General features: G+C 41.7%; 6 protein-coding genes and 2 pseudogenes. 7 read left to right on the forward strand and 1 reads right to left on the reverse strand.

Features of this window, described 5'->3' with window-relative positions; translation table 11 throughout:
- The first annotated feature begins 433 nt into the window (after positions 1-433).
- The 7 genes and pseudogenes from H146_RS21060 to H146_RS0117815 all read left to right on the forward strand — a co-directional run.
- Complete coding sequence (locus tag H146_RS21060) at positions 434-802, forward strand: AfsA-related hotdog domain-containing protein (RefSeq protein WP_083920946.1); 369 nt, start codon at positions 434-436, stop codon at positions 800-802.
- Entirely contained in the window at positions 799-1362 is a 564-nt protein-coding gene (locus H146_RS21065) for an AfsA-related hotdog domain-containing protein (protein ID WP_169433505.1), read from the forward strand. Before H146_RS21060 ends, H146_RS21065 begins: the two co-directional genes overlap by 4 nt.
- Positions 1355-1582, forward strand: a complete 228-nt coding sequence (locus H146_RS21070) for an acyl carrier protein (protein WP_169433506.1) — start codon at positions 1355-1357, stop codon at positions 1580-1582. Before H146_RS21065 ends, H146_RS21070 begins: the two co-directional genes overlap by 8 nt.
- Entirely contained in the window at positions 1572-2789 is a 1218-nt protein-coding gene (locus H146_RS21075; RefSeq protein ID WP_083920949.1) for a beta-ketoacyl-[acyl-carrier-protein] synthase family protein, read from the forward strand. The genes H146_RS21070 and H146_RS21075 overlap by 11 nt, the downstream gene beginning before the upstream one ends.
- A gap of 9 nt (positions 2790-2798) precedes the next feature.
- The gene (locus H146_RS21635) at positions 2799-3491 is read left to right on the forward strand and encodes an HAD family hydrolase (protein WP_156826900.1); all 693 of its coding nucleotides are present in this window, start codon (positions 2799-2801) and stop codon (positions 3489-3491) included.
- Complete coding sequence (locus H146_RS21080) at positions 3488-4642, forward strand: MFS transporter (protein ID WP_156826901.1); 1155 nt, start codon at positions 3488-3490, stop codon at positions 4640-4642. The genes H146_RS21635 and H146_RS21080 overlap by 4 nt, the downstream gene beginning before the upstream one ends.
- 102 nt (positions 4643-4744) lie before the next feature.
- Positions 4745-5080 (forward strand): annotated as a pseudogene (locus H146_RS0117815) (IS481 family transposase); the annotation flags it as partial.
- On the opposite strand, the pseudogene H146_RS21085 reads toward H146_RS0117815, so the two are convergent.
- A pseudogene (locus H146_RS21085) lies at positions 5080-5263 on the reverse strand (IS30 family transposase); the annotation flags it as partial. The pseudogenes H146_RS0117815 and H146_RS21085 sit on opposite strands and share 1 nt — an antisense overlap.

A 5263-nucleotide genomic window follows, 5' to 3' on the forward strand; every position in this document is an offset into this window, starting at 1 on the left:
AGGTGGTGGCCGACGTTGCTGAAAGGGTTGCCGAAACTGATGGCACTGCCCTGACCCCGGCGAAACCCGCCACTGACCAGGCATCGAGCGACCGCGCCGGCGGCCGGCGTTCACGGCTGCCCGGAGGGATGCCATCAATGCCTTTACGTTATAAATAGTTCATAAAAATGGCTCGCCGGGCATAAGCGACGTGTCCCTCATGCATTCAATGCTGCCGGTGGCAGGCGCAGCCGACGCCATGGGGGTATAACGGCGCGATTCGACGTCCTCGTGAATAAGGCGGGTTTAAGCATAAGAAATTTATGTAGAGACACTTAGCATATCAAAGCACCGCACTGTCACTTCTGACAGGTTACGTATAGAAGTTAATAAATTATACTCAAATCAAGCATTCAGATATACAGATAAAGCTAGCTTCAGGCTAGGAGGCAATATGGAAACTGATAACACGACAGTGATATCAATGACCCACAAGGCTAATCCGCAAGCTGTATACATCAATAAAATTGAATCAACAACAGCGTCAAGCATTTCTGCCTTTATATCTCCTCTGAACGACCAAGAACATTTTTCAGAAATATGCAGCAGTAAAAAATACATCAATCCCATGTATCTTATTGAGTGCGGGAGACAATTAGAAACACTTGCTTCGCACAAGATATTAAAAATAAATAGCAATACACGATTAATATTAAAGTCATGGCGACTAGAGCTTTATCAAGAAAAGCCCCAAAACCATACTCTTATTGCAAGCTTAAGAATATTAGACACACATCTCTCACATACAAAAAATTTATTGTGAATTTTAGATCTAGCGAAAGAGCAATAGGTAAGGTTAGCATCATTGTATGTCACATAAGCGCGAGAGCATATGAAACAATAAGAGGGGAAAGTATTTTAAAATCAGCTAAATATGGCGAATTTGAGTTGCACACAGCATCTGGTCTGCCTCAGGTGGAACCATACGAATTAGGATGTAAATATCCAAAAGACGTTTGCATCAGAAATATAAGAAAAGCAGGTCACACAAGAGTTGCAAATATAGCAATACCATCCCAAAACCGCATACTCAATGACCACAAACAGGATCATATAACTGGATATAACCTTACTGAGTCAGCAAAACAATTCTGCTTCTATTGCACTATCAAAGAATCAAAGAAAAAAATAGAAAACCTTTACATCAAAAGGATTTTTGCAAAATTTTACAAATATGCAGAAAACAATCAAGAACTACTAGTCAGACTGGTTCGGAAAGACTCTAACAATGATGCTACACGCTGTATTATAGAGATATTACAAGAAGGCATAAGGCTATCCCTTTTCTTTATCTATATCAATGAGGTTGAATGCAATGAATGAGATAAAATCAATTTTGATCAATATGTTTGAAATGGAAGAAAACTCCATTTCAGAAAATAAAACTTTGGAAGAACTAGGATTGGATTCCATTTCTATCGTGGAATTACAGTCAGGGTTAGAAGCAAATCTAGGATTTCCAAGCGAGTCGTTATCTCTGATGTCAGAAATAACATTAGCGGATATTGAAAATTCTATAGAGAGGCTAAAAAATGACAAATAAAGTTGTGGTAACGGGAATGGGAGTATTGTGCTCCGCTGGGGCAACTGTTAGTCAGCTTTGGGATAAAATTGTCCAAAAGAAAGTCTTGACGCAATATGATTATAGATTAGAGAACGCACCAGTCAAATGTTCCTGTCCCTTAAGTAATTGGAATCCAAAACTCAGATTTAAACAAGCAGCCTTTACACAGGTCGACCCATTTATACAGTACGCTGTTTATGCTGCCCAAGAGGCCTTAGACGATGCGAATATTCAACCAGGCTATAACTTACCTTCAAATAAGATTGGAATTGTCGTCGGTAATTCGCTTGCAGGAATCAGCACATTAGAGAAGATTATTAACAAGGAATCAGAAGTCGGCCCGGCAAGTGTTAGCGCATCATACATTCTGTCAACAATGACAAACATGGCAAGCGCTAACATCTCCGTTCACTTAGGCATCACTGGCCCTTCATATTTTTTGAGCACAGCGTGTGCCTCGGGCGCGGACGCGATAGGTCGTGGTAAAAGAATGATAGAAAGCGGCGAATGCGACACTGTAATCGTAGGAGGATCGGAGGCACCCATTACAAAGAACGTAGTGACTGCATTCGCCAAGCTGGGAGCTCTTTCTCGCAATAACATTGGAGAAGGAAGTATAAGACCATTTGACAAAGAAAGGAATGGTTTTGTTATATCTGAAGGAGCTGGATTCCTTGTTTTAGAACACGAAAGCCAAGCTCAGAAAAGAAAAGCAAATATACATGCAAGATTACTCGGTTATGGCTCCTCATCTGATGCTTATCATATGACCACACCTACACCAAGCGGTAAAGGTCTTACACAAGCAGTAGAAAAAGCACTTTCCGACGCAAATATAGAGTCAATTGAGATTGGATATATTAATGCTCATGGAACCGCTACCAGTCTGAATGACCGTTTAGAAAATACAGTATATGGAGACATATTTGGGTTAACAACTCCGGTTACCTCCACAAAAGGTGTAACGGGACATCCCCTCGCCGCTTCAGGCGCAATTGAAGCCATAGCATCGATACAATCACTGAAGACAAATACGATTCCTGGTACAGCCGGCCTCAACATCATTGACGATGATATAAAGATAAATGTGAATAGAGAGACTACAAAGCCTCTCAACTCATTATTAGTAATGAGTTCATCAATTGGTTTTGGTGGGCAAAATTCAGTACTTATATTTGAAAAATAGGGGTTAATCGTGATTAACAACATAAAATATGTTGCGATTGATACAGACGGCGTATTATTAAACGACACATACAGTCCTGTTATAAAGAAATTTGTAGAAAAATATGGAGTAGAATATACCTCTTCGATCGAACGTTCTGTCTGGGGTTCTCCCCAGATCACTGCTGGGCACAACCTTTCATTAGCGTGCAAGTTACCCCACCCAGGTGAAAAGGTGATTGGTGAATTCTTCAAGCTTCGCGAAGAGTATTTGAAGACACACCCAGTCGAAGTTATGCCCAATATTGAAGGCCCTCTCAATATGTTTAATCGACTTGGAATGAAAGTCATATCTTACGGTGGAAGGAATCGAGAATATAGTTTTGATCGGTTTCTTTCAAAATATAAAAATCTCTTCGACCCAGAAACCCCCTATGTTGATATTAATGCTAAACGGCCTGGCATGTTGCAAATTATCGAAGAGATTCTTTGTTGCGATCCAAGTGAGGTTATTTTCATTGATGACATTAATCGTGCTGCAGAGGCTTGTAAGTCTACTGGTTCCGGATTTATCGGTGTACCTGCATCAATGAATCATAATTTTCAACTTATGGAGATGCAATATACTGGTGTCAAGCATATGGTTAAATATTTTTCAGATATAGATGAAGGTCATATTTTATCCATCGATAAAATGATAACTGGAGGTACGCTTTGGTCATGATAAAAGACAAATCAATTATTATCGCAATTCCCATTATTTGTGGTCTCACGGCCGCAAATATGTATTACATTCAGCCTTTGTTCTTAATGATATCTAAATCCATAGGGATAACCTATGTACAAAGCACCAATCTGTTCACAGCACAATTGGTAGGAAATGTTCTATCATTAATTTTATTTATTCCTGTTGCTGATGTAATAGATAGAAGAAAAATCATTGGTTCCCTTTATGTATGTCTCTGCACAGGCTTGTTTTTGGTCTATTTCTCGACTAATTTCAACATACTCCTTGGAGGATATGCACTCATAGGAGTGGGCGCATCTTCTGTCCCTTTGATAATTGCTTTTTATAACAAAGAGGAAAAACACGAGAATATCATTGGATATATTATGGGAGGTGTTCTTCTTGGAATTATTGGATCTAGATTCGCATCAGGAATTTTATCAAATTTCTTAGGCTGGCGTGGCATTTATATAGTTTCTTTTTTTCTTATGCTTTTGGGGGCAAGTTTTATACTTAAAAACATGAAGCCTAATAGTGAGAATAAAGAAAATAATATTAATTACTTTAGTGTCATGCACAGCAATATTATGGCAACTTTGGAAGACAGAAGCGTTCGATTATATTGTTTCTATAGCTTTGCAACGATGTTTTCATTTACAGCCTTCTGGACTAATATTGCGACTTACCTTGACCAGTCACTCGACTTCTCTACAACAGAAATCGCCTTATTCTCTCTTCTGGGGGTATCAGGAGCACTTGTTGCCATTTACGCGCCTGCTATAACTGGATCGATATTCACGACAAGTCTCCGACTTTTTATGACTGGAATTGCACTATTGGCATGCGCGATAGCACTACCAAATAGTTTAATTTGGCTAGGAGGATTCACTGCACTGTTTGATGCATTAATCCAGCTCATTCATGTATCAAACCAAAAAAAATTATATTCTAGAAGCAAGGGAAAAGAGGCACAAGCAGCTAGTAACTATATGACCTTTTTCATGTTGGGCGGTGCCGTAGGTGGATTCACCTCGTCGATTGTATACACAACTAGCAGTTGGAATGGTGTTTTGACAATGTGTTTAGGGCTATTTTTACTGATGGTAATTATTGAAAAGAAAAGTATGCCGAATATTAAATCCAACTGACTTATAAGTGGTGTAGGGTCCCGGATGATCAGATGAGCTATAGAAGTTATCCTTTGCTGGCCGCCAAGGAGCTTCTTCAGCAGTTCATCCGGGAGCAAGAATATGGACATCAAGCTACATAAACAGGCGACCACCACACCGAAGATCCGGGCCGAGATCCAGGCAGCGCCTTCCAGCATCAGCGACAGCGAGCTGGCACGCCAGTACGGCGTCGCCGTCGCGACCATCCGGCGCTGGCGGTACCGTGACGATGTCCAGGACCGACCGCACACGCGTCACAACCTGCTGGCCACGCTCACTTCCGAACAGGAAGAGGTGCTGATCGCGGCGCGCGAATTCCTGCGCCTCGGCCTGGATGACCTGCTCGTCGTGGCGCGTGAGTTCCTCAATCCGGGCTTGTCGCGTTCTGGTCTGCATCGCATGCTCAAGCGGCGCGAGGGCAACGCGTAGATGGCGCTGCGGATGGCCGCCCCGTAAATCGTTTCTCGGCAGACGTAGGCGTCTCGAAGATCAGGGATATTCATATGCTTGAGCTTGCCGCTGATCTGTTCGGGAGACAAGCGCTGACGCAGCATGTGCTGAATCAAGGCGAATCGAGGGCTGCCTGGAAGCAGTTTGCGC

Origin of the sequence: Kushneria aurantia DSM 21353 (genome assembly GCF_000382245.1) — a bacterium.
GTDB classification, from domain to species: domain Bacteria; phylum Pseudomonadota; class Gammaproteobacteria; order Pseudomonadales; family Halomonadaceae; genus Kushneria; species Kushneria aurantia.